Source organism: Steroidobacter sp., from assembly GCF_036402275.1.
GTDB lineage: Bacteria > Pseudomonadota > Gammaproteobacteria > Steroidobacterales > Steroidobacteraceae > Steroidobacter.
Window position 1 is genome coordinate 17,025 of sequence record NZ_DASWTF010000009.1, and the last position, 22,784, is coordinate 39,808.

The window sequence follows — 22,784 nt, forward strand, 5'->3', positions numbered from 1 at the left end:
GCGCGGTCGGGCGGATCGTCATCAAGCGATCATCCAACCGCAACCTCGTTTGAACTTCGCCGGCGTATCAGTAGGCCGGTTCGCGACGCCTCATTAAGTAAATTGCAAGGCAGGCGGCGCCGAACCCCCTACTCATTCGCAGGAGAGTTCAATGCCCCATCCTTTGCAGTTGGCCGCGCCCGCGGCTTTGCTGGCCGCGCTCTGCTCCTTTGCCTCGTTGGCTGGCGACCACGGTCGCGACGACGGCCACGATAACCATCACGATGGCCGCGGCCCGCGCCACTCGGTGCAAGTCGGCGACCGTCCGTTTTATCTGGTCGACGGGCTCGACGACGGGCGCCTGAAAGACAAGCTGCAACGTTGCGAGAACGGTCCGTTCTACAAGACCGATTTCTCCATCGCTCACCGCGGCGCGCCCCTGCAGTTTCCCGAGCACACCAAGGAAGCCTACGAAGCCGGCGCGCGCCAGGGCGCGGGCATCGTCGAATGCGATGTGACTTTCACCAAGGACGGCGAACTGGTGTGTCGGCACGCCGAGTGCGATCTGCACACCACCACCAACATCGTCGACACCGAATTGAACGGCCAATGCACCAAGCCGTGGTCGGGCCCGGGCTCCAACCCCAAGTGCTGCGCCAGTGACATCACGCTCGCCCAGTTCAAGACGTTGAAGGGCAAGATGGACGCGTCCAATCCGAACGCGACCACCGCGAAGGGTTATCTCGGCGGCACCGCTTCCTGGCGCACCGATCTCTACACCGGCCGCGGCACTCTGCTCACGCTGCGCGAGAGCATCGAGCTCAACAAGAAGCTGGGCGTCAAGCACACGCCGGAGCTGAAGTCTGGCGATCCGCAGCGCCTGCAGACAGTGTTCGGCGGTCAGGAGAACTACGCGCAGAAAATGATCGACGAATTCAAAGCGGCGGGAGTGAATCCCAAAGATGTGTGGCCGCAGTCCTTCGACATTCGCGACGTGCTGTACTGGATCAAGAACGAGCCGCGCTTCGGTCAGCAGGCCGTGTATCTCGACGACGTCGATCCGTCGGCCAATCTGCCGCGCCTGTCGCTCGACGAGCTGAAGCAGCTCAAGAAACAAGGCGTGAAGATCATCGCTCCGCCGATGGGCGTGCTGCTGGCGGTGAACGACGCGAACGAGATCGTCCCGTCGCAGTATGCGGTCGATATCAAGAGCCTCGGCTTCGACATCATCACGTGGTCGTTCGAGCGGGCAGACCTGCGTAACGGCGGCGTCGGCGCGGGCTTCTACTACAGCTTCGATCCGACTGGCCGCGCGCTGAAGAAAGACAGCGACATGTACAAGGCGCTGGACGTGCTGGCGCGCAAGGTCGGCGTCATCGGCATCTTCTCCGACTGGCCGGCGACCGTGACTTACTATGCGAACTGCATGGGACTGAAATAGCCGATTGTCTGTGAGAGCCGGCGGCCATTGCGCCGCCGGCGCTCAAGTCGGAAAACGAACGTTTTTAGCCAACGCCTGCGCCTGCCGCGAATTCAACATCGAAACGAATGCCAGCTTGCCGCGCAGCTTTCGCCACCAACTAGCATCGCCGCCTTGACGTTGAGCCCGATGCAGCTCCGCCCTCAACAAACGCCGACGACGTCGCGACAATCCCATCTCTCGATTGACCACGACGCCGGTCACGAGCTGCGCGCCACGCTGAGTCATCACTCGAGTCTTTGCGTCGTTGAGCGCAAACCCCTCGGCGTGCACGATGCGCTGGCAGCTTCGAATCAGCTGGCGCGCTTTGTCGCTGTCGTCTCCGCTGAAGGTCAAATCATCTGCATAGCGCGTGTAAGTGAAGCCGAACTGTCTCGCCACGCCGGCGAGCCGGCGGTCGAGCGTGATCGCCAGTGCATTCGCGAGACCCGGACTGGTCGGCGCACCCTGCACGGCGTGGCGACCGCCGACCGGCGCATGGAATAGTTCTTCGCCCACTCGCACCGGCTGACGCACAGCTTCCGTCATCAAGGTCGCCAATGTCGCAGCGACCGGATAGCTGTACCCCAGAGCGATCAACAGGCCCCGCACCCGTCCGACATGCAGCGATGGAAAGAAATCCTTCAGATCCAGCCGCACCACCACTTTGCGACCGACATGAGCAGCGGCATGCGTGGCAATCGAACGGGCCTTGCGAAATCCGTGCGCGTATTCGGACACCGGCAACTTGGCGACCAACAGTTGATCGAGCTGACGCTGCAGTTTCTTCAGCTCGCGCTTCGGAGCCATGATGATGCGTTCGCCGCCACTGCGCTTGGGAATCGCAAAGCTCACGTAATGAGCAACGCGCTCCTTCTCGCGATGAATGCTGTAATGGCGCATGCGTGACACGCCGATGCCCAGCGCGCGGGCGACGTCTTCCTCCGACTTCCACAGCGGCAGCCCGTAACGTTCCAATTGATCTTCGTCGCTGCGCAGATCGCGCAGCTTACGATTCTTCGTCCGCAGCGTGCCGGCAAACAGCCGGGTCGCCTCGTCCATGGCCATGACTTTCGGCTTGGGCTTCGGCGGCCAGGTGTGAGCGCGCGGCTTCGGTTTTGGCAGCAGGCGGGCGTCGCGCAGAGCCAGGCGGCGATGTTTTTCTTTCAGCGGACCGCCGTCGACGTCCACTGTCTCCAGCACTTCCTCTTCGGCGGCCTCGTCGTCATCGGACTGGAGTCGGGACAAATCGCGCGTCGCGCGTTTCGGCCAGTACCTGTTGATCAGGTACCAGAGCGCATAGCCCACAAACATGATCAACAGGAGCCTCATGCGGCACCTTTTGCGATTGCGAGCTCGAGCGGAAGGGAAAGACCCGGCGGCGAGGCTACCTGCAAGGCTGTGGACTCATGGCTTCCCGCGTTACGTACGTGGGAACCGTGGCGAAGTAATACGCTCAAGGCGCCGCCCTGGCGAAACACCAGGGACAGATGGCTAGCTGCAGGCCGCCGGGCGAGGCGACTATCGGCGATGGTCGCGCGCGTTGTCAACGTACTGTGTCTCATTCGAGCACCCGCTGTGCCGCGCTGGCTTGATACAAGGCCAGCATGTGCGCGCAAGGACCGAAATTCATGACGTGTTCCTTGAAGAACTCGCAGCCGCACTGTCCGAAGATGATCCGCTCCTCGGCATTTACAACAATGCTCGTGCGCTCGCCCTCGCAGCTGCCGCCAATGCGCCACTGGCGAAACACGAGCTCGCGCTCCACCTTTTCGCCCGTATTCGGGTTGACGTAACGGCGCGCCTTGCGGGCGTCTTCGGCGGTGACCTCGATGTCACTCAGTCCTTGCGCCAGCAACCGATCGGCGGCTTCACGACGCGGGTCCGGCGGATAGAAACGAACCGGATCGATGGGCGGATCGAACAACTCACGATAGCGCCAACGCTGCGCTTCGAGGTCGTACATCGCTCGCCCTGCGTAGCTCAACGAAGTCAACGTTCTGGCGGCGTCAGCCACTGGAATGTTTGCACGCTGAGCGACTTCCGCCGTGCTCAGGTGGAAGGCCGGTGCAAGCGCGCTCAGCACGGCGGGAGCGTGTGAGTTGTCCTGTGTCGGCGTGGTGAGATCGAAACCGGAGGAGCCGCCGAATCCGCCTTCGCCTCCAAAGCTGCTCAGGCCCAACAGGAAGGTCATGCCCGGGAGCTTCACCGCATAGAAACTCGGCAACGCGCGGCCCTTGAGATAGATATCGACGCGCTCAGCGAACGGCAGCAGCGGCTCGATCAATCGTAGACGACGACGCCCCCAGGTGCGGATGACGCGTTTCTCCGTGTAGCCATGCGTCGCGCCTTCGAGCGGCACGACGTGATCCCAGGGCTCGATCACCAGCTGCGCGAATTTCTCCGGCTCCATCTCGTAACGCAGGGCGCGCGGACTGATCTTGGCCTTGTTGAAGCGCAGGAAACGAATCGCGGACAACAGATCCACGGCACGGACTGACAGGCGCGTGCCGGGCAACGCCATCGCGCCCTGCACTTGCAAGAAGCCGCGCACCCACGCGTCGGGAATATCGACCTTGCTTTCGAAGCGCCCGCCAGCCGAACTCGTACTCACTTCGAAGCCTTCCGCGCCGACTCGAAAGTGCGTGCGCCGGCTGGTGCGCATTTCATCCAGCGCGCCCCACAGCCATGCTGTGAAATCGATATTGGTGGTGCCGTAGCTCGGCGTTCCTTCCAGACGGAACGAATCCGGATCGACGATCAGCGCGGAGTACACGCTCATGTCTTGGCTGAAAGCCTCGAACCACAAACGATCCGGGTGGACGGTGATGACGGGATCGAGGATGCGCGAAACGAAATCCGCCTCGCTGTCCCAAACGTCCTCGGACCAGATGGCCGAGCCCAGCGCGCGCAAAGCAACCCGCAGCGTGAAACCGTTGCGAACGACCTCGCCGTGAAAGCTCACCGGCCGCGTCTGCGACGCCGCTATCGATAGATCCGCCCGCTCGCGCGTGGAGTTGAAAGCGCTGGGACTGGCGTAAGCGATGGAAGCAAACATGCTGAGTTACCCGGCGCGACGATAGATCACACGTTGCTCGCGAGGCCCGCCAAGCTCGGGATAGCGCGCCAGAATTTTCGCGATCACGCCGACCAGCTGCTCTTTGGGATAACGCTTGTCGGGCAAAGCGAAGGCCGCACGCGCCTTCTCCAATACGCGTCGCGCGCAATCCAGAGTCGTCGCGGCGTTGACGAGAGCGCCGAACGCCGCGAACCGGGTACGACGATGCAGCGGACGCAGCAGCGTGCCGATCAGAATATCCAGATTGTCGCGGGCCAACTCCTCTGCCCGCCGATCTTTGCTCGACAGAACTCGATACGCGAGCTGCTGGACGTGAACCTCGCCGCCCTCGACCAGGTCGCGCACGGCGGCGGGCGAGCTCAGAAAGCTCTTGATCGAGCGCTCGAACAGCAATCGAGCGAGCCGGTTCTCGCGCACCAGATGGTTGTAATTGAAGATCGAGTAAGCCGGCACCAGCGTCAGCACATTGGCCGCGCGGCGCGCGAAGTCCGTGTCCTCGAGCTTCAATGCCACGAACTTGTCGGCGACCAGCTCGTTGATGCTGTTCTTGGTGCGCTTGGAAAAATAGTTCCGCGTGACATAGCGACTGGCGAGATAGTCCGCCAGCTCCTCGTCGCCCTGTTCCCAGGCGCGTTCGAACAGCTCGAAATGACCGTCCGACCACGCGGGCGTCAGGTGCGCCTTGAACGTCTGGCGCAACATCGCCGGATAGCGCTCGTACAACTCCAGCGCATTGGGCTCGTCCAGCTGTTGCACCCTGGCGATGCCCCACCCCAATCCATTCCACTCGCTCGAAACGCCGGAGAGCAGCAACAAGCGCCGCACGCGCTCATCCTCTGGGAGCGAGCTGCTCTTGAGCACTTCACGGATGGCTTCGTTGTACTGCTTGGGCTGACCGCAGGTCACGATGACCGCGGCCCACAGATCCAGCCAGTCGCGCTGTTTGGCGAGCGCGACGATGTCGCCATAGGCATCGCTGCGGCCCCAACCGAAAATGCGCCGCAGGTGCTTGCGCACGTAAGGCATGACATCCCGGCCGCGCAACTCGAGCAGTTTGTAAAACTGTTTGCCGAGCCCGTCCCACGTGCCTTCGGGATGATGCTGTTCCAAAGCCGCCACGAGCGCGTCCGCATCGGGGATCTTCGCGCAAAGCTCCAGCGTGTCGCGCTGCCAGTCCGCCAGTGGGATCTGTGCCCGATAGAGCTTGAAATAGAAGTCCGTAGCGCCGCGCTGTCGGGCAAGGTCCGCCAGTTCGCGCCACAACTGCCGCTTGGTGTCCTCGCCATACCAGCGACGCGGCACGTGCTTGAGAATGAAAGGGCCGGCGAGATTGGCATCCGCTCGATACAAAGCAAGCGCGCTCGCCTCGTCGAGCTCCGCGTGCATATCGAATAACTGCAACACCTGCGATCGCTGCGCCGCTGAACTGTCGCTGAAGCGCTGGAGCAGATCCTTACGCCATTCCTCGGTATTCAATCCCCAGCCCTTGGCGTGGCGATGCTTCCATTCGTAAAGGCGGCGGAACAGGCGCGCCTCGCCGCGCTTCTCCAACTCACCCATCCAGGGATCGAGCGCCGCCGCGACTTCGCCGCTCCAGGCGATGGCGTGCCAGCGATTCTTGTCGGGATCGACGAAATGTTCGGCGAAATGCTGCTGGATGAACGGCAGGAACACGGCGCGATTGCGCCGGTACAGGGGCGGCGCCCAATACCAGCCCAGCGCCTTGAAGCGCAATGCCGCGGCCATGCCCTCCAGCCGGTCGCGCAGCGCGCGATCGTCGGTGACATTCGCCAGGTGCCAGTCAAATGATTCTCTGAGCTGCTTCGTTTCGGCAGCCTTGAGCCAGTCGGCCATGCCTATCCTCCCAGCGCGGCAGCGTAGCCGCACCGGCTGGCTGAATGGAAGCATGCCGCCCCAGCCGCCGACTGTGACGTGCTGCGCGAATCGGTGGGTGCGACCAGGCATCAGGCGTCATAGTCCCGTCACGACCGGCTGCGCAGAATTCGTCATCCCGGCTTGCATTTCGTGCAACACTGGTTCGAGGCCACGCTGCCCTGGAGCGGCGCCGGGTCTGTTATTCATGCCAGTGTTCCGAAATGTCGTGGATGTATCGATGAAGCCACTCGTCGCACTGCTGCTTGCCACCGTCCTGCCCTGCTCCACCGTCTACGCGTGGTCCCGTCCCGGCCACATGGTGAGCGCAGCCATTGCTTATGAGGAACTGAGCGCGCAGGAACCGCGGATCATCGACAAGATCGTGGCGCTCGCGGAGAAACATCCGGATCGCGGCGCATTCGAAGTCGCCATCGGCCGTGCCAAAGGCGAAGAACGCAGCCGTCGCCTCTTTCTCGAGCTGGCGCGCTGGCCCGACGATACTCGCGGCAGCATTCACGATCATCCGACGTGGCACTACTGGTCGCGGCCCATCGTGGATTCCTCGTCGCCCCCACCGAAGCTGCCGGAAGACCGGCCGGAAGGATCGTCGATGGAGGCGTTCGCGCTCAATCTGAGCGTTGCTTCGGACCCGCGCGCCTCGGCGGGCGAACGCGCGGTCGCGCTGTGCTGGATATTCCATCTGGTCGGCGACATGCACCAGCCGCTGCACAGCGTGTCGCAAGTTTCCAAACGATTTCCCGAAGGCGACCGCGGCGGAAGCTTGCAATTCGTGCTCGATCCCATCGATAGAGAGCCCATCAGCCTGCACTGGTTCTGGGACGATATCGTCAGCCGCGACGGCGAGCCCGAGATGGCAACGCGTCGCGCCAGCGATCTCACGCGTCGGTTGCCGCGCGCGCAGTTCAAGGAATTGCAGCCGTTCCAGAATCCGGCGGAGTTCTCTGCGTGGGCACAGGAGAGCCATCAGCTCGCCACGTCATTGGCGTATGGCCCCGATCTGCGCGCCAGCGATTCCGCGAAAAAGGCGCCAGAGCTGCCCAAGCGCTATCTAGATCAATCCATGCAGGTCGCGGAGCAACGGCTGACGCTGGCCGGTTATCGTCTCACCGAAGTGCTGCGCTGGGTGTTCCGCGCCGATCCGGAGCGCTGACCGATTCATCCAATTGCAACACAAGGGCTCGATGCTAGGTGGCTTCGCTGTCTGGCCCCCTCCCTTGCGCAGAAAAGCTCCACCGCTGGAATTCATCGAAGCCTTTGTCGCCGCCGCCCGCACCGGCAGTTTTCGCGCGGCCGCCGACAAGCTGGCGCTCAGCCCGTCCGCGTTCTCGCGGCGCATACGCAATCTCGAAGAGTTCCTGCACGCGCCCTTGTTCGATCGTAGCCAGTCGAGCGCGCGGCTGACTCCGGCCGGGCAGCAATATCTACAAGCCATCGAGCCGGCGATGGACGCGTTGTTTCGCGCCACGCTCGATTTTCGCGGCGAGCAACCCGCCGGCGTTCTTCGCATTCGCGCGCCGCATTCGTTTGCGATCAGTTGGCTGTTGCAACGGACCGCGACCTTCATGGCGCTCAATCCGGACATCGAAGTGGAAGTCACCATCGGCCGCGGTCTGGACGAACTGCGGGCCGGGAAAGTGGATGCGGTCATCGCTATCGGCCCGAACGAGCCGCACGGCTTTCCGCAGGATCGTTTGATCGAGCTGGAGGCCACGGTGGTCGCTGCGCCGACATTGTTGAGAGGCCGAACGCCGCCTCGTCATCCGCAGGAGCTTGTTGGGCATCATGTGCTTTGTGAGGAACATGCTCCCCGCCTCTGGTACACGTGGCTATCGGCCGCCGGACTCGACGCCACGGGCTCGTGGTCCTTCACTTGTCATGAAACATTACTGATGATGTACGAGGCGGCGGCCGCGGGTCTCGGTGTGACGCTCGGCCTGCCGCTGTTCATGGAGAAGTATTTTGACGATGGCCGGCTGCAGGCCTGCTTCTCGCTGAAACAGCCCATCGATTACTGGTACTCGATGGTCTATGCCAGCGAAGCCATCAGCCGACGGACCGACATGCGACGGTTTTCGCGTTGGCTGCACGGCGAGATCGCCCGCTCGCAGCAGCACTTCGCCGACGCGGTTGCCCGCGCCGGCGGTTTGGAACACGCAAATGTTCCGCCGGTGCATCTTCCCTCTACGCGCGTGGCTCAGAATCCTGCCCACAGGCGCGCGTAGTATTCACGCCCGTCGCTGCCCAGACCGCCTGCTTCCGAATATTGCAGACTGCCGCCTTGTAACAAAGCGCGCTGAGCGATCTTGTCGGGGTACTCGTCGTTCAGGTTCACTACCCCCACACTCAATCGCAGCGACGGTGTGATCTCGTAGTCGACGCCGAGATCGACGGTGGTGACCGCGCCGTACACCTGTTCTGCTACGACAGGCACGTTGCGGTACTCGCCGAACCGGGCCACGTCGACACGCAACTGCCATGCGCCCCATGACTGCATCGAACTGAATGTGAGTTTGTCCTCTGGCTGCGCCTCGGTCAGTAGATCGATGGAAGCCAGACCCAGCAGTGGAACGGAAGGAATGACCGGGTTGGTCTTCACGCGTTCCAGCTTCGTATCCGCAGACATGTAGCCCAACGTCAGCGCGCTGCGCACGGAGTCGAACCAAGTTCCTTGCCAAGCGGCCGTGAGCTCGTAACCTTCCGTCTGCGTGTCGGCGGCGTTGGTGAAGAACCTCACCTGGCTTGCGTTCGTGATGCCTGCCTGCTGCAGAATCGCGGTGACTGCTGCGCCACTCAACGATTCGCTCAGAATAATGCGGTCTTCGATATCGATGCGGAAGGCATCGAGAGAAAGTGTAACGCCTTCCATCGGCGTCAGCACGATGCCGGCGCTCACATGCTCGGATGTTTCCGCCTGCAACGACTGCGCGCCCAGGGCGCGGGATACCGGATCGTCGACTGCGAACGTGCCGACGTTTACCAGCACGCCGCCGCTGGACTGGCTGCTGACAGTGCTGAAATATTGTTGCTGCAAAGACGGGGCCCGAAAGCCGGTGCTGCCCGTGGCGCGAAAAGCGATGACGGATGTTGGCTTGAACATCGCGGACAACTTGCCCGTCACTTCGTCGCCGAAGTCGTCGTAGTCTTCATAGCGAGCCGCCGCGCCGACCGTGACCGCTGGCGTCAGATGGAACTCGGCGTCGACGAAGGCGCTCCAGGCGCTGCGGCTCTCGTCAATGGGGCTTGTCGGGTTGAAGCCCGGGAATCCTTGCGCCCCCGCGCCGACGAGCGAAGCCTGTTCGCCATTCTCGATCTTGAATGCTTCGTATCGGCTTTCGAGACCGAACGCCAGGTTCGCGCCGGACAGCACATCGAGCGGTCTCGTCAGCGTCACGCCCAGCACGTTCTGTTGATATCGCGTACCGCCGGCGTCAAACGATGTCGGGCTCGCCGCGCCCAACGATGTGTTCACACTGTCGCTCACTTTGAAATCTGCGCGGTTACTGCCGAAGGTGTTGCTGATATCCAGCGTCCACGCTGACAGCGGACGGGACCAACCTACTGTGGCGGCCATATCCAGCATGTCTAGATCGATCAATGGCAGGAAACCGTTGGGGTACAGCGGCGATACGTTAGGAGCGCGATACTGAGCGGCGCTTTCCGAATCGCGCCGTGACACGATGAGGTTGCCGTATAGATCGTTGTCGCCGACCGGCAAGCGCGCATTGACGACCATTCCCAGATCGAGAGATTCCGGGTCGCCCTGACGATTGGTGATGCGGCCGACGCGACCGTCGATCCCCGCGCTGTTGGTGAAATCTCGATATCGCGATTCGGCGGTGACCGTTACGCCGCCCTCGCCCACATCGAAGCTCGTACCCGCGGCAACGATGGCGGTTTCGCCATCGCCATTCTCGGTGGCGCCGCCTTGAACCGACGTAAACGATTGCGATCCTTCGCCACGCAAAACGATGTTCACAACGCCAGCGATCGCATCCGACCCGTACTGCGCGGCCGCGCCGTCGCGGAGGATTTCCACTCGTTCGACCGCAGACAGTGGAATGGTGTTCAAATCCACTGGCACGGTCCCGCGACCCACCACGTTGTTGAAATTCAACACCGACGACGCGTGCCGACGCTTGCCGTCGACCAGCACGAGCACTTGATCCGGGCTCAATCCGCGCAAGGTCACTCCTCGCGTGTTTGCTGCCGATGGCGCCGTCGCCGAACGCGGGAAGTTCACCGAAGGCGCGAGGAACTGCAGCGCCTTACTCAGATCGTTGAACCCCGTCGCCCGCAGCTGTTCCCCGTCGATCAAATCAATCGGCGACGCAGCCTCCGTCACCAACCTCGGCGTCCCACGACTACCCACGACCACCACTTCCGCCAGTTCCAACTCAGCGTCCTGCGCAGATGCAGCCGTGCCCAACACCACGGAGACCGCTGCGCAGAGAGAGCGACTCAGGGAGGGACTAAATGAACGCATGAATGCTTCTCGAACTTGCCAGGATCCACCAAGCTTCGATCAGCCCATCACGACAGGCGAGCGCACAGAGCGCTACTCGCGTTGCAAGCAATGCAACCTGGCGTCATCAAATTGCAATGAATCGCCTGCCTCATACACCAAATTCTTTGGCGTAGCGATTCATGTACGCTCGTAGCTCCTGCGCGGATCCGTCTTCGGAGCACATGTCGATCGGTATTCGATTTCTCAGGTGAACGCAGGGTTGATTCAGCCACTTCCTGGCGGCGCCGGCACTGCGCTTCACGCGTTTCGCCTCTTCATAAACAGGCATGAGCAGATCCGGCCGAGGGTACCAAGTGATGGGCTTGTGGATGGCGCCGTTCTTGGAGCGGACCATGTGTGGCAGCTGGCTACGGGCGAATTCCTCGTCGCGGATATGTTTCCGCGTCCAGTGGGCATACTTTTCGATCTCAGTGTTGACAGCGCCGCGGCCATCCCTGACCGGTGCAATCAAGCCAACGATCGCAGATGTATGCTCACGGAGCATACGCATCGCTGGCACGAAATCGCTGTCGTTTGTCAGAACGACGATCTGATCGACTTCCTCCCGTATGGCGTCGCTATAGGCGTGCAATGCAAGCGCCACGTCGGACTGCTTTTCTTCGAGCTTCCAGATGTCGATCTTGGGGCACTCTCGCGCAACTTTCCCTTCTTCCCACTGGTGAGCGCGGGCGGGCCTCGCATCGTGATAACCCTTGATGATTTGAAGCTCTCCCTGAAGTTGACCTTGCAGGGCAGCGTGATAGTGACTCTGACACGCCATCGAATCATTGGAGGTTGCAAATGCTTCCAGAATCGGCGCGGTGAAGTACTTGACGGCGGGCGTTTGAAAACGATAGCGAATAGGCTCGCCATTCTGCTGGTAAAGAATGCCAGGAAGGATGGATTCGACGAGCGCCCGAGGGTCGAGCCACTTATCGAGCGAGCGCTTGAGACAACCGTAGTACAGGTTATAACCGTCGATATAGACCCGCGTTCTAAGCGCGTTTTGTTCTTCGGTGCCTTGCTGCATCCGCGTAGGCTTTCTCTGGCCCAGATGTGCAAAAACCGCCTCGCGGCGGCTTTTGCGCCCGGTCGCTTTTCCGTTCTTGTCGGATTGGCAGGCCGGGAGGTTGCAGAGATTGGATCACAACACCAACGCTACCGTCAATTGAGGCGTCTCACGTCAGTAGGTTCCTTGCGCCGTCAGTGATTCTTCACGATCCCCGCGACGAACTCGTGCACGGCCATCTTCTCCAGCTTGCTCCGGTCAGCGAACGTTGCCTTGATGGCTTCGCACTGCTTGGCTGAGAAGTGGGCGGCGAGAGACGCTTCGAACTTCTGCACGAGAACGGGCATGCCTTCGGCGCGGCGTTTGCGGTGGCCGAGGGGGACGTCGATTTGAACGCGTTCGGTTCGAGTGCCGTCCTTGAAGAACACCTGGATCGCGTTGCCGATGTGCCGTTTATCGGGCGCGTAATACTCCTCGGTGAACGTGGCGTTCTCGCTGACGACCATTTTCTCTCGTAGAGCGTCGATGCGCGGATCGCTGGCGACGGCGTGTTCATAGTCTGACGCCTGCAGCCGTCCAAAGATCAGCGGCACAGCGACCATGTACTGAATGCAGTGATCGCGATCCGCGGGGTTGGCGAGCGGGCCGGTCTTGTCGATGATGCGCACGCCCGACTCCTGCGTCTCGATCACGATTCGTTCGATGTCATCGAGATGACGCTTCACCTGCGGATGCAGCTTCATCGCCGCCTCCACCGCCGTCTGACCATGAAACTCCGCGGGGAAGGAAATCTTGAACAGGATGTTCTCCATGACATAGCTGCCGAACGGCTGCGGGAACGACAGCGGTTTGCCTTTCATCAATACATCCTGGAAACCCCACGTCGGCGCTGTGATCGCCGAGGGATAACCCATTTCCCCCGCAATCGCCATCAACGCGTGACGCACAGCGCGGCTGGTCGCATCGCCAGCCGCCCAACTCTTGCGTGAGCCTGTGTTCGGCGCGTGGCGATAAGTTCGCAGCGCGCCGCCATCGATCCACGCATTGGAAATCGCATTGATGACCTGCTCTCGCGTCCCACCGAGCATCACAGTCGCGACCGCGGTCGACGCAACGCGCACCAACAACACATGATCCAGGCCGACGCGATTGAAGCTGTTCTCCAGCGCCGCGACACCCTGAATCTCGTGCGCCTTGATCATGAAAGTCAGCAGGTCTCGCACCTTGAACGAACTCTTCCCCTGGGCCGCATTCCGCCGGGACATGTAATCCGCAACCGCCAGCAGAGCGCCGAGATTGTCCGAAGGATGTCCCCACTCCGCCGCCAGCCACGTGTCGTTGAAGTCGAGCCAACGAACCATGGCGCCGATGTTGAACGCAGCTTGCACTGGGTCGAGCTCGAAGCTCGTGCCCGGCACTCGCGAGCCACCCGGCATCACCGCCCCCGCCACCACCGGCCCAAGCAACTTCGTGCAGGCCGGGTACTGCAGCGCTTGAAACCCGCACGCCAACGTATCCATCAAACAGTAATACGCCGTCTCGTAAGCAGCCTCGCTGCTCACCTGGTACGACAGCGCGTAATCGGCGATAGCGGTCAGAACATCGTCAGGCGCGGGGCGCTCGGCGGATTTGATGTCGTGGAGAGACATGACGTTAGAACTTATTTCCGTTGATCCAAAGGCACGAACTCGAGATTCTCCGGCCCGATGTAATTGGCGCTCGGACGGATGATCTTGCCGTCCTCGCGCTGCTCGATCACGTGGGCCGCCCATCCCGTGGTGCGCGCGATCACGAACAGCGGCGTGAACATCGCCGTCGGCACTCCCATCAGGTGATAGGACACGGCGGAGTACCAGTCGAGATTCGGAAACATGTTCTTGACCTCTTTCATCACCTTTTCCAGGCGCGCGGCGATGTCGAACATCTTGGTGTCGCCCGCGTCCTGCGCGAGCTGGCGCGCCACATCCTTGATGACTTCATTGCGCGGATCCGAAATCGTATAGACCGGATGTCCGAAGCCAATGATCACTTCCTTGTTCGCCACCCGCTTGCGAATGTCCTCATCCGCCTGATCGGGCGAGTCATAGCGCTGCTGGATTTCGAATGCGACTTCGTTCGCCCCGCCGTGCTTGGGCCCACGCAGCGCGCCGATCGCGCCTGTGATCGCGGAGTACATATCCGATCCCGTGCCAGCGATAACGCGCCCGGTGAACGTAGACGCATTGAACTCATGCTCGGCATACAAGATGAGCGATGTATGCATCGCATGCACCCACTCACGCGACGGGGTCTCCTGATGCAACAGGTGCAGGAAGTGGCCGCCGATGGAGTCGTCCTCCGTTTCCACGTCGATACGACGGCCGCGATGGCTGTAGTGATACCAGTATGTGAGCATCGAGCCGAGGCTCGCGATCAAACGATCGGCGATGTCACGAGCGGATGAGGCGGCGTGATGCTCGGGTTCCGGTAACACGCAACCAAGCGTGGAAACACCAGTACGCATCACATCCATCGGATGCGCCGCGGCTGGCAATTCTTCCAATACCGATTTCACCGCCGCAGGCAGGCCGCGCAGGCGCGCGAGCTTGGCCTTATAACCGGCCAGTTCGGCGCGATTCGGCAGCTTGCCGTGAATCAGCAGGTAGGCGATTTCCTCGAACTCGCAACTCTTGGCGACATCCAGGATGTCATAGCCGCGATAATGCAGATCGTTGCCGCTGCGGCCGACCGTGCACAGCGCGGTGTTGCCAGCGGTCACGCCGGACAGTGCGACGGATTTTTTCGGCTTGAAGCCGGCGGTCGAGCTTGCTTCGGTCATCGCGTACCCCCTGAGTTTCCGCGGAATGAGTGACGCCTGATATCAGGCGTCCATACCACTTGATATCAGGCCCACTTTATATCAGGGCCACACACTATGGGGCTGTGCCGAAGCCGGCGCCGCACGGCAGCGCTGTCAGGCGGGAGCGGTGGCGGCCTGCACGGGCGGAGCCAGCGTCTTCAGCGGCACCGTTTCATCGGCGAGCGCGGCCGGATCGAACGGCTTGCAGGCGGCGACCATGCGCTTGGCGATCATGAACTCCTGCGCACGATTGACGGCGTCGCAGGCGATCAGCCGGCCCTCTTTCAAATAGAAGGCGGCAAACGACTTGTTTTCCATCGAGCCGCGCAGCACGAACTGATCGTAGCCCTGCGACAGCCCCGTCATTTGCAACTTCAAATCGTACTGGTCAGACCAGAACCACGGCACCGAGTCGTACACGCGCGGCTTGCCAGCCAGGTACGCAGCAGCCACGCGCGCCTGCTCAACCGCATTCGGCACCGATTCCAGACGTATGCGCCGACCGCAGAATAGGCTGGGGTGATTGGTGCAATCGCCGGCGGCGACGATATGCGGATCGGATGTCACGGCATGCTCGTTGACCACGATGCCGTTATCCACGTCCAGCCCGGCGGCCTGAGCCACCTCGGTGTTCGGTAACAAACCGATGCCGACCACCACGAGGTCCGCCTGAATCACGACGCCACCAGTGCAGTGAACTGCGGTGACGGCGTCACCCGCCGCATTGAATTCCAGCCCGGTCACTTCGACGTTGGTGCGCAGATCGACGCCGGCGTTCCGATGCACCTGCTCATAAAACGCAGACATCTGCGGCGCCGTCACACGAGCCAACACGCGCGGCAGCGCTTCGAGCACCGTGACATTCAAATCACGCGCGATGGCTGAAGCCGCGACTTCCAATCCAATGTAACCGCCGCCCACGATCACCAGGCGCTGCCCCGCTTCGAAGCGCGAGCGAATCGCCATCACGTCGTCGATGCTGCGCAGGTAATGGAAGTTCTTGGTGCGCTCGGCGCGAGCCGCATCGTTGATGGTCATGCGACGCGCGCGCCCGCCAGTCGCCAGCGCGAGCTTCGAATACTTCACCTCGCGCCCATCGTCGAACACCAGCTTCTTGCCCGCCCGATCGATGCGCTCCACACGGCGGCTGAGTAACAAACCGATGTTTGCTTTTTCGTAAGCGGCCTGTTGTCGCAAGTATAGCGACGGCGCTTCGCACTCGCCTTTCAAATACGCTTTGGACAGCGGCGGTCGTTGATACGGCAGATGCGCCTCTTCGCCGATGACCGTCAGCGGTCCGGTATAGCCTTGCTGACGGAGCGCGAACGCGAGCTCGCCGCCGGCATGACCCGCGCCGACGACGTAAACGTGATCTTCGGTGTGCGTATCGGTGGACATGAGCGATAGTTCTACTGCGCGATCATTCTTCCGGGGCGAGCGTCAGGCGCAGCCCGTTATATTCCGGCTTCAATTGCACCTGGCACGACAGACGCGAGTTGTCCTGACGGAATTGCAACTCGGCGAGCAGATCCCCTTCGTCGCTCTGCCGCGCCGGCAACTTGTCGAGCCATTCCGGAGCGATGTACACGTGACAAGTGGCGCAGGAACACATGCCGCCGCAAATGGCTGCGACACCGTAGTCCAGCTCGCGCAGTGTTTCCATCAAGGAGCCTTCCGGCGCCGTCTCCACCTCGTGCTCGCCGCCGTTGCGGTCCACCACGTTCAAACGAATACTCATTCAATTGCTCCAACCGACTCTGTGCCAGGCTGTCTATTTAATGGTGTCGCGGGGCTCGCGACCAAGCGCGCCATTGTGACCCAGACTGCGCATCGCGCACACCCCACCGCCGCGAATTTCCGCACGCGCGTCAGTGGCCAGACCAGCCGTTCGATAGGTGAACGGCCGCCCCCGAAGGTCACAACCTGCCGAATGACCTGGCGAATTCCAGCACCTCGCGAGCCAGTCGCTGCTTGTCCGCAGGCGTTTTCATGAGCGTCGCGGTCACGTGCGTGGCCACGCCGATCTCGGGCGCCACGTGCGCCTCGGACTTGTCTATCACGAACCCGTCGATGATGCCTTCGTAGAACCTCGCGATCGAAGCCGAGGAAAGCTCCATCTGCAGCTCGCTCATGATCTTGGTCGTGGGCCCTTTCACGGCCTGGCCGTTGACCAGTGGTGATACTGCGATCACCGGCGCGGTCGCTTCGAGCAACGCCTCCCGCCACGCCGGAATTTCCAGGATGGGCGCGATGCTCAGCCAGGGATTCGACGGGCAGATGACAATAGCTTGTAACGACGGATCTTGCAGGTCTTCCTGCAACAACGCCGGCAGCCGCGCGTCGGCTGCGCCCGCATAAGCGATGCCTTTCACGACCGGCTCGCAGCGGCGCGCCACGAAATAGTGCTGAAAATCCAGCGTGCCTTCGTCGGTGATCAACATTGTGCGCACCAGGTCGTTCGACATTGGCACCACCCGGCCCAGAACGCCGAAGTGACGCGCGTGGTCGGCCGTGACGCCCGACAGCTTTTCGCCAGCATTCAGCCGGCGCGTGCGCTCGATGTGGACCGCCAGATCCTTGTCGCCGAGTCGGAACCAGTTCTCGCCGCCCAGCCGCTCGATTTCCGCCATGAAGTTCCAGCTGTCGCCGGCGCGGCCCCAGCCCAGTTCCGGGTTCGACATCCCGCTCAGTGTGTAGATCACCGTGTCGATGTCCGGCGAGATCGACAGACCCAGGTGCTCGAAATCGTCGCCTGTGTTGACGGCGACGGTGAGGTCGCCGGGCGGCAGGATATGTTGCAAGCCGAACGCGAGCTTCGCTCCGCCGATGCCTCCTGAAAGCGCCACTACCTGCGTCATCGGAACAGGTCCTGTTCCATGGGTCGCAGCAGCGCCGCCCCATTCCGTTCCGACGCCGTCCACTCCAATCCTCGTGCGATCACCACTGGGGTTCCCTCATTTGCCTCACCCATGACCAACGCGGCGCCGGCGGCAATGGCGTCGGCCAAAGCGACCTCCGTCATTTCCAGCGCGCGACCTTCCCGGTCATATTCGCCTCGGCGGTCCAGAATGGATGGCAGGCCGGCGACGCCGAGCGCCACATTGACCACGCCGTGACGCCAGGCGCGGCCAAAACTGTCGCTAATCAGCACCGCCACGGGGACTTGCCAGCGGGTCATGAGCTCGTGACGCAGACGAGCGGCGGACGCGTCGGGGTCCTCGGGCAGAAGCAGCACCCGATCCTGATCGGCCGCGGGCACATTGGACCGATCGACGCCGGCATTCGCCATCACATAACCCAGCCGATGCCGAACGATGAGCACGTTGGGCACGGCCCGCAGAACTTCCTGAGACTCTGACAGAACAACCTCTACAAGGCGCGGGTCCTTGCGGGTCGTAGCAGCCAGCTCTAGACCGCGCGGTGACGGCGTGACGGTGCGAAGGTCGACCACGCAGCCTTCGGCTTTGGAAACGATTTTCTGCGCGACCACGACCACATCGAACGGCGCCGGCGTAAGCCCGGCGCGCTCGACGGCAGCAGCGATGAGCTGCGGGAGATCGGCGCCTGCCGCGATCTCCGGCAATCCAGGCAAGGCAGTGAAGGCAACCGATTTCACACGCAGTGTGTCTGGATCAGCGCCCCGTGAACTTAGGCGGACGCTTCTCGAAAAACGCCTTCACGCCTTCGCGGAAGTCTTCGCTGTCGATGCAGTCTTTCTGAATTGCGCCCTCCGCGAGAATAGCCTCGCCCAGTTCCATGGACGGGACGGTCCGAAGCAGGCGCTTCGTGCCAGCAACTGCCAGCGGCGCGGCATCGGCCAATTTCTCGGCGAGCGCGCAAGCCTCGTTGAGCAACTCGGCGTCGGCAACGACTTTGTTTGCAAGTCCCAGCTCGACACAACGCGCCGCCGGAATTCGCTCACCGCTCAGCGCCAGCTCGAAAGCCAGTCGCGCACCGACTCGTGCGGCGAATTGCCAGGTCAGGCCGCCATCGGGCACCAGCCCGATCTTTGCGAACGGCAACTGTAAAAATGCTTTCTCGCCCATCAGAAGCATATCGCTCGCCAGCGCGTAGCCCGCGCCGATGCCGCTGGCAAAACCATTCACCGCGGCGATCACGGGCTTGGGCAGTTCGGCGATGGCCAGGATGCCCGGGCCGAATTCTTTTTCCAGCAGGCCGGCGACTTCGACGCCGGACGGCGGCAGGCCGTTGAGGTCCGCGCCCGCGCTGAAGCCCCTGCCCGCACCGGTGAGCACGACGGCGCGAACATGATCCGCGGCAGCAAGTTTCTTGAAAGCATCGATGATGCCGACGCGCATCTCGTGCGTGAAAGTGTTCAGCGCGTCCGCTCGGTTGAGGGTGACGATGGCAATCCGTCCCCGCTCTTCATACTGCACATCGGTCATTGAGAATCTCCCCCGCGAACCACTGACTCGGCAGGATGGCCCGAAGAGGCCCCGCACGCAATGGTGTGGGCCGACTGACAATGACCTTATACGACAGCGGGCTATTTCGGACGAGCACTCGGCGGCACGCTCTCGCGCAGATCGCCTCTTCGCAGCCGACCCACCGTCGCCAGCAAGTGACGAGCCGCATTGCGAACTTCCTGCTGAATGGCTTCGTCCCGGTCCAGCGCTTCGTGGCTGGTGGCATAGGGTTCGTAGTAGCCAATGTAGCGGTCGATGTTGGCGTCGCCGCCGGCGGGCACGAGCTGCATGTCACACAGCCAGTCGTGGAGATTGCGACGTAATGTCTCGGCGCCGACCGTGTCGCCGTGGACGATCACCGAGAACGCACGTCCCTTCAGATGACGTGGATAATCCCAACCTTCCAGCTCGATGGCCTTGGCCTTCTTCGCGTTCTTGCCGTCGGTGCGCGTGGGATCGGGATTGCCGCCGTCGGCGCAGACCAGGCGATCTATCATCAACTTCAACGCCGCCGGCGCCTGGTACCAATACACCGGCGACACGATCATCACGCCATGTGCCGCGACCCAGCGCGGATAGATTTCGTTCATCCAGTCGTTGACCTGGCCCAACGAATGATTCGGATAGCACGAGCACGGCCAGTGACACAGCGGCATTGCCGTGGCCACGCACGCCTTGCAGGGATAAATCACGCGCCCGTACTCGGCCGCTAGATGGCCGAGATCGAGCAGATCGACATCCGCATGCTCCGCCACCAGCGTCTGCTCGGCGAGCTGACACAATCGATAGGACTTCGACACTTCACCGGGACATGTTTGCTCGTGGCGTGCCGCGCCGCTGATGATTAATACACGCGGTGGCCGGCTAGGGTCTTCGTGTAGTTTCTGCGCCTTGCGAATCTCTTCTCGGGCCTGCAGCCACTGTTCGGAAAGCTGATATTCCGGGTTCGCGAACTCGGGACCTGCGGCACGCGTGCGAGGCGCTTTGCGGCCCTCCTCGTACGCTTGCCAGGCGATCTCCGCGAGCGCATCGATCTGCGCTCTCGATCCGTCGAACGCGGGATCGTAGAAGCGCTCGTGAAAACGCGTCAGGAACGTTTGTTTGTCGACCTGCGCCGACACTCCGAGCTTGCGCGGCTCGGGCACGTGAATGGAGCGTTTGTCTCGATTCGTGGGCACTGTGACTCGGGGGCGTCGGGCTACGCACGACGGAATTTCGGGGATTGCTGAAGCAACGCGGACATAAATAGCGGTGTTCCTTCGAACTTTGCGGCGCGTGCGTGGTTAATCAGGGATGCGCGGCGCACCCTGGTCCGCGCATTTGCTTTATGACGGAGACCTCATGCAAGAGCTGAGCGCGGCCTTCGCCAGTCTCGACGGAGCGACGATCACCACAGTCGGACTCGCACTCCTCGGCCTGGCGCTGGCGCATGTAATTCTGAGCTGGTGTATCAAGTACAAAGCGGCACGCGAGGTAAAGACGCACATGCCGCTGGAAGACGGCACGCAGGCCGCGATCCGTCGCTGGATCTGGCGAGGCGCTACTCGGTGTATTCGTCCACTTGCGGTACTGATCTGGATCAACGGCCTGCATTTCGTGGCCGCGACGTTAGTGGCCGACCTCGAGGAATATCGATTCTCTATCGACATGCTGGCCACGCTGAAGTGGTTTCAGGGCATCGGTAACCTGGCCGCGATCACGTGGTTGATGATTCGCATCGGCGTCACGATAGACGAGGCTCTGCGCAAGATCGCGGTCCGTCGCGATAACAATTGGAGCGTGATCCTGGTGCCCTTCGCCGGCCGCGCCGTGCGCTGGGTGCTGCCTTTGATGGCGATCCTGCTCGGCGCGCCCGCACTGGCCGTGTCGCCCCGGACTGAGCTGATCGTGCAACGGTCGATCAGCATCCTGATCATCGCGACGCTGGCCTACATCGGCCTGCAATTGATTCAGGTCGGCACCTCGCTGATATTGCAGAAACAGCAGCTGAAGGTGAGTGACAATCGCCGGGCTCGCGAGATCTATACGCAGGTGACGATGCTTCGAAAAATCGTCACATCCGTGCTCGCATTGATCGCGATCGCTTCCATGCTGATGGTGTTCGATTCGGTCCGTCACTTCGGCACGGCCATCATCGCCTCGGCCGGCGTCGCCGGCATCATCCTCGGCTTCGCCGCGCAGAAAAGTATCGCGACGCTGCTGGCGGGCGTGCAGATTGCGTTGACTCAGCCGATCCGGATCGACGACGTGGTGATCGTCGAAGGCGAATGGGGCCGCATCGAAGAAATCACGCTGACCTACGTGGTGGTCTGCATCTGGGACTGGCGGCGGCTGGTGCTGCCGATCTCGTATTTCATCGAAAAGCCATTCCAGAACTGGACGCGCACCACCGCCGAAGTGATCGGCTCGGTGTTTCTTTATCTCGATTACAACGTGCCGCTGCAGCCGCTGCGCGCCGAGTTGCAGCGGATTCTGGATGCCTCGCCGCTCTGGGACCGGAAAGTGTCTGCATTGCAGGTCACCGACACCAAACAACACACCGTCGAAGTGCGCGTGATCGTCAGCTCACCGGACGCAGGTCAGTCATTCGACTTGCGTTGTGAGATCCGCGAAAAGCTCATCGCGTTTCTGCAGAAACAGCATCCGGACAGCCTCCCGCAAATCCGCGCAACCCTCACACGCGACGCTGGCGGAAAGGCGCTCGACGCACCGGCGTATCGCGCCGAGCGTCGAGACCAACACGCCACCGTCAACTCTTGATCGGCAGCCACACTTCGAACCCGCCCTGCCCGGTTCGCGAATCGAACTCGGGGCCGTAGACCTCGAGCGTGGGCGCATCGACCACTTCGTGGCCGGACTCGGGCAGCCACTTGCCCCAGATCGCGGCGAACGTGCCGCTGATGGTGGACACGTGCTCGCGGTGTTTGAAGATGGCGTAACGTTGCGGCGGAATACGCAGCGGGGCGAGCTCTTGCGGAGTGCGACTGAAATCCCGCACCTGCACGCCGCACAGATACTCCATGTTGCCGGCATCGTCCACGTTGTGCACCACCCCGTACGCGACGTTACCGACTTGATCGGGAATGTGTCCGAAGTAGCTCATCAAACGTTCCCACTGCGACGGGATGCCCGCCTTGTTGTCGCATTTGTAGCGCGCGGCGACGCCGGCGATGAGCAGCGCCTTGCCCTGTTCGAAACGCGGCGGCTCGAGCTCGGTGAGTTGCTGATGAGTCATGGCGATAGGCTCCACGATGGCAAGATTGTCGATGTGGCGTTGTCCGCGCACCGCCTCGGGAGTGAGCCCGAACTGGTCGCGAAACGCTCGCGTGAATGCCTCGTGAGAGCCATAGCCCGCCGCCAATGCAACCGACAGCACATCGGGCGCACCATCCGCCAGCAAGCGCGCGGCCATGCTCAAACGGCGGCCGCGCACGTAACGCATGATGGGCAGGCCCGACAGGTGATGGAAGGCGCGCGTCAGGTAATACGGTGAGACTTTGACCTGCGCGGCGATGGTTTCGAGCGACAGGTCAGTCGTCAGATGGCTTTCGATATACCAAAGCGCGCTGTTGATTGGATTCATGACGGATGC

18 protein-coding genes are annotated in these 22,784 nt (G+C 62.0%); 4 read left to right on the forward strand and 14 right to left on the reverse strand.

Annotated elements, in window-relative coordinates; all coding sequences use genetic code 11:
• Positions 1-151: 151 nt before the first annotated feature.
• Complete coding sequence (locus VGD45_RS02705) at positions 152-1,420, forward strand: glycerophosphodiester phosphodiesterase family protein (protein ID WP_331153726.1); 1,269 nt, start codon at positions 152-154, stop codon at positions 1,418-1,420.
• A gap of 42 nt (positions 1,421-1,462) precedes the next feature.
• On the opposite strand, the gene VGD45_RS02710 is transcribed toward VGD45_RS02705, so the two are convergent.
• From VGD45_RS02710 to VGD45_RS02720, 3 genes are all read right to left on the reverse strand, one after another.
• Positions 1,463-2,770 (reverse strand): reverse transcriptase family protein, encoded by a 1,308-nt coding sequence (locus tag VGD45_RS02710; RefSeq protein WP_331153727.1) that lies wholly within the window; start codon positions 2,768-2,770, stop codon positions 1,463-1,465.
• 229 nt (positions 2,771-2,999) lie between these two features.
• The gene (locus VGD45_RS02715; protein ID WP_331153728.1) at positions 3,000-4,496 is read right to left on the reverse strand and encodes a hypothetical protein; all 1,497 of its coding nucleotides are present in this window, start codon (positions 4,494-4,496) and stop codon (positions 3,000-3,002) included.
• A 6-nt stretch (positions 4,497-4,502) separates the two neighbouring features.
• On the reverse strand, positions 4,503-6,371 hold the full coding sequence (locus tag VGD45_RS02720; RefSeq protein WP_331153729.1) for a hypothetical protein: 1,869 nt from the start codon (positions 6,369-6,371) through the stop codon (positions 4,503-4,505).
• Positions 6,372-6,630: 259 nt separating this feature from the next.
• Between VGD45_RS02720 and VGD45_RS02725 the strand changes: the two genes are divergently transcribed.
• Both VGD45_RS02725 and VGD45_RS02730 read left to right on the forward strand, forming a co-directional pair.
• Positions 6,631-7,563: a S1/P1 nuclease gene (locus VGD45_RS02725; protein ID WP_331153730.1), complete on the forward strand. Its 933-nt coding sequence runs from the start codon at positions 6,631-6,633 to the stop codon at positions 7,561-7,563.
• Between the two features lie 64 nt (positions 7,564-7,627).
• On the forward strand, positions 7,628-8,635 hold the full coding sequence (locus tag VGD45_RS02730) for a LysR substrate-binding domain-containing protein (protein ID WP_331153731.1): 1,008 nt from the start codon (positions 7,628-7,630) through the stop codon (positions 8,633-8,635).
• On the opposite strand, the gene VGD45_RS02735 is transcribed toward VGD45_RS02730, so the two are convergent.
• The 10 genes from VGD45_RS02735 to VGD45_RS02780 all read right to left on the reverse strand — a co-directional run bounded on the left by VGD45_RS02735 (position 8,608) and on the right by VGD45_RS02780 (position 20,370).
• Positions 8,608-10,896 carry a TonB-dependent receptor gene (locus VGD45_RS02735; protein WP_331153732.1) on the reverse strand — a complete coding sequence of 763 codons (2,289 nt, stop codon included), beginning with the start codon at positions 10,894-10,896 and terminating at the stop codon, positions 8,608-8,610. The two genes, VGD45_RS02730 and VGD45_RS02735, sit on opposite strands and share 28 nt — an antisense overlap.
• Positions 10,897-11,026: 130 nt before the next feature.
• Positions 11,027-11,947, reverse strand: coding sequence for an NYN domain-containing protein (locus tag VGD45_RS02740; protein ID WP_331153733.1), 921 nt, complete (start codon positions 11,945-11,947; stop codon positions 11,027-11,029).
• A gap of 173 nt (positions 11,948-12,120) precedes the next feature.
• A complete protein-coding gene (locus VGD45_RS02745; RefSeq protein ID WP_331153734.1) occupies positions 12,121-13,575 on the reverse strand; it encodes a bifunctional 2-methylcitrate dehydratase/aconitate hydratase in 1,455 nt (484 codons plus the stop codon).
• Between the two features lie 11 nt (positions 13,576-13,586).
• Positions 13,587-14,744, reverse strand: coding sequence for a bifunctional 2-methylcitrate synthase/citrate synthase (gene prpC, locus VGD45_RS02750; protein WP_331153735.1), 1,158 nt, complete (start codon positions 14,742-14,744; stop codon positions 13,587-13,589).
• Between the two features lie 135 nt (positions 14,745-14,879).
• On the reverse strand, positions 14,880-16,163 hold the full coding sequence (locus VGD45_RS02755; protein WP_331153736.1) for an NAD(P)/FAD-dependent oxidoreductase: 1,284 nt from the start codon (positions 16,161-16,163) through the stop codon (positions 14,880-14,882).
• Between the two features lie 22 nt (positions 16,164-16,185).
• Positions 16,186-16,503, reverse strand: coding sequence for a 2Fe-2S iron-sulfur cluster-binding protein (locus VGD45_RS02760; RefSeq protein WP_331153737.1), 318 nt, complete (start codon positions 16,501-16,503; stop codon positions 16,186-16,188).
• A gap of 178 nt (positions 16,504-16,681) precedes the next feature.
• A complete protein-coding gene (cofD, locus tag VGD45_RS02765) occupies positions 16,682-17,623 on the reverse strand; it encodes a 2-phospho-L-lactate transferase (protein WP_331153738.1) in 942 nt (313 codons plus the stop codon).
• A complete protein-coding gene (cofE, locus tag VGD45_RS02770) occupies positions 17,620-18,381 on the reverse strand; it encodes a coenzyme F420-0:L-glutamate ligase (protein WP_331153739.1) in 762 nt (253 codons plus the stop codon). Before cofE ends, cofD begins: the two co-directional genes overlap by 4 nt.
• Before the next feature lie 16 nt (positions 18,382-18,397).
• Positions 18,398-19,171: an enoyl-CoA hydratase/isomerase family protein gene (locus VGD45_RS02775; protein ID WP_331153740.1), complete on the reverse strand. Its 774-nt coding sequence runs from the start codon at positions 19,169-19,171 to the stop codon at positions 18,398-18,400.
• A gap of 101 nt (positions 19,172-19,272) precedes the next feature.
• Positions 19,273-20,370, reverse strand: coding sequence for a flavodoxin family protein (locus VGD45_RS02780; RefSeq protein WP_331153741.1), 1,098 nt, complete (start codon positions 20,368-20,370; stop codon positions 19,273-19,275).
• A 163-nt stretch (positions 20,371-20,533) separates the two neighbouring features.
• Between VGD45_RS02780 and VGD45_RS02785 the strand changes: the two genes are divergently transcribed.
• Positions 20,534-21,952: a mechanosensitive ion channel family protein gene (locus tag VGD45_RS02785; RefSeq protein WP_331153742.1), complete on the forward strand. Its 1,419-nt coding sequence runs from the start codon at positions 20,534-20,536 to the stop codon at positions 21,950-21,952.
• On the opposite strand, the gene VGD45_RS02790 is transcribed toward VGD45_RS02785, so the two are convergent.
• Complete coding sequence (locus tag VGD45_RS02790) at positions 21,942-22,775, reverse strand: AraC family transcriptional regulator (protein ID WP_331153743.1); 834 nt, start codon at positions 22,773-22,775, stop codon at positions 21,942-21,944. The genes VGD45_RS02785 and VGD45_RS02790 overlap by 11 nt on opposite strands.
• Positions 22,776-22,784: the final 9 nt, after the last annotated feature.

Excerpts from the sequence above, each read along its gene's own strand:
- VGD45_RS02705 (WP_331153726.1), top strand. The coding sequence starts at position 152 with ATGCCCCATCCTTTGCAGTTGGCCGCGCCCGCGGCTTTGCTGGCCGCG.
- VGD45_RS02710 (WP_331153727.1), bottom strand. The coding sequence starts at position 2,770 with ATGAGGCTCCTGTTGATCATGTTTGTGGGCTATGCGCTCTGGTACCTG.
- VGD45_RS02715 (WP_331153728.1), bottom strand. The coding sequence starts at position 4,496 with ATGTTTGCTTCCATCGCTTACGCCAGTCCCAGCGCTTTCAACTCCACG.
- VGD45_RS02720 (WP_331153729.1), bottom strand. The coding sequence starts at position 6,371 with ATGGCCGACTGGCTCAAGGCTGCCGAAACGAAGCAGCTCAGAGAATCA.
- VGD45_RS02725 (WP_331153730.1), top strand. The coding sequence starts at position 6,631 with ATGAAGCCACTCGTCGCACTGCTGCTTGCCACCGTCCTGCCCTGCTCC.
- VGD45_RS02735 (WP_331153732.1), bottom strand. The coding sequence starts at position 10,896 with ATGCGTTCATTTAGTCCCTCCCTGAGTCGCTCTCTCTGCGCAGCGGTC.
- VGD45_RS02740 (WP_331153733.1), bottom strand. The coding sequence starts at position 11,947 with ATGCAGCAAGGCACCGAAGAACAAAACGCGCTTAGAACGCGGGTCTAT.
- VGD45_RS02745 (WP_331153734.1), bottom strand. The coding sequence starts at position 13,575 with ATGTCTCTCCACGACATCAAATCCGCCGAGCGCCCCGCGCCTGACGAT.
- prpC (WP_331153735.1), bottom strand. The coding sequence starts at position 14,744 with ATGACCGAAGCAAGCTCGACCGCCGGCTTCAAGCCGAAAAAATCCGTC.
- VGD45_RS02755 (WP_331153736.1), bottom strand. The coding sequence starts at position 16,163 with ATGTCCACCGATACGCACACCGAAGATCACGTTTACGTCGTCGGCGCG.
- VGD45_RS02760 (WP_331153737.1), bottom strand. The coding sequence starts at position 16,503 with ATGAGTATTCGTTTGAACGTGGTGGACCGCAACGGCGGCGAGCACGAG.
- cofD (WP_331153738.1), bottom strand. The coding sequence starts at position 17,623 with ATGACGCAGGTAGTGGCGCTTTCAGGAGGCATCGGCGGAGCGAAGCTC.
- VGD45_RS02775 (WP_331153740.1), bottom strand. The coding sequence starts at position 19,171 with ATGACCGATGTGCAGTATGAAGAGCGGGGACGGATTGCCATCGTCACC.
- VGD45_RS02785 (WP_331153742.1), top strand. The coding sequence starts at position 20,534 with ATGCAAGAGCTGAGCGCGGCCTTCGCCAGTCTCGACGGAGCGACGATC.
- VGD45_RS02790 (WP_331153743.1), bottom strand. The coding sequence starts at position 22,775 with ATGAATCCAATCAACAGCGCGCTTTGGTATATCGAAAGCCATCTGACG.